The sequence below is a fragment of the Ruegeria sp. BB5 genome (assembly GCF_056539405.1).
Map to the genome: position 1 here is coordinate 1 of NZ_JBQFUX010000026.1, position 1,161 is coordinate 1,161.

Consider the following 1,161-nt stretch of genomic DNA (forward strand, 5'->3'; position numbering starts at 1 on the left):
CACGGTAAAACCACGCTGACCGCAGCAATCACCAAGTATTTCGGTGACTTCAAAGCGTATGACCAAATCGACGGCGCGCCTGAAGAGAAGGCTCGTGGCATCACCATCTCGACCGCCCACGTGGAATACGAGACCGACAACCGCCACTATGCACACGTCGACTGCCCCGGCCACGCCGACTACGTCAAGAACATGATCACCGGTGCCGCTCAGATGGACGGCGCGATCCTGGTTGTGAACGCTGCTGACGGCCCGATGCCTCAGACCCGCGAGCACATCCTGCTGGGCCGCCAGGTTGGCATCCCGAAGATGGTCGTGTTCATGAACAAAGTTGACCAGGTTGACGACGAAGAGCTGCTGGAACTGGTTGAGATGGAAGTTCGCGAACTGCTGTCCAGCTACGAATACCCTGGCGACGATATTCCGATCATCGCAGGTTCGGCTCTGGCCGCGATGGAAGGCAACAACCCGGAAATCGGCGAAGAGAAGATCAAGGAACTGATGGCGGCTGTTGATGACTACATCGACACCCCTGAGCGTGAAGTTGACAAGCCGTTCCTGATGCCGGTCGAAGACGTGTTCTCGATCTCGGGCCGTGGTACCGTTGTTACGGGTCGTGTTGAGCGTGGCGTAATCAATGTTGGCGACGAGATCGAAATCGTCGGCATCCGCGACACTCAGAAAACCACCTGCACCGGCGTTGAAATGTTCCGCAAGCTGCTGGACCGCGGTGAAGCAGGCGACAACATCGGCGCTCTGCTGCGCGGTATCGACCGTGACGGCGTAGAGCGTGGCCAAGTTCTGTGTAAGCCGGGTTCGGTTACACCGCACACCAAGTTCGAAGCCGAAGCCTATATCCTGACCAAGGAAGAAGGCGGTCGTCACACTCCGTTCTTCGCGAACTACCGTCCGCAGTTCTACTTCCGTACGACTGACGTGACCGGCACCGTGACCCTGGCCGAAGGCACCGAGATGGTCATGCCCGGCGACAACGTCGGCTTCACCGTCGAGCTGATCGCCCCGATCGCGATGGAAGACGGCCTGCGTTTCGCCATCCGCGAAGGCGGCCGCACCGTCGGCGCCGGCGTTGTGTCGAAAATCATCGAGTAAGGCGCTTAAGCCAATACTCAAAGAAAGGGCGTCCCTTGGGGCGCCCTTTTT

General features: G+C 58.9%; 1 protein-coding gene. It reads left to right on the top strand.

The window, feature by feature from the left end; all coding sequences use genetic code 11:
* Nucleotides 1-1,110, top strand: a 1,110-nt coding sequence (gene tuf / locus ACR0DL_RS21460; RefSeq protein WP_480691292.1) for an elongation factor Tu, incomplete at its 5' end; no start/stop codon positions are given.
* Nucleotides 1,111-1,161 lie beyond the last annotated feature (51 nt).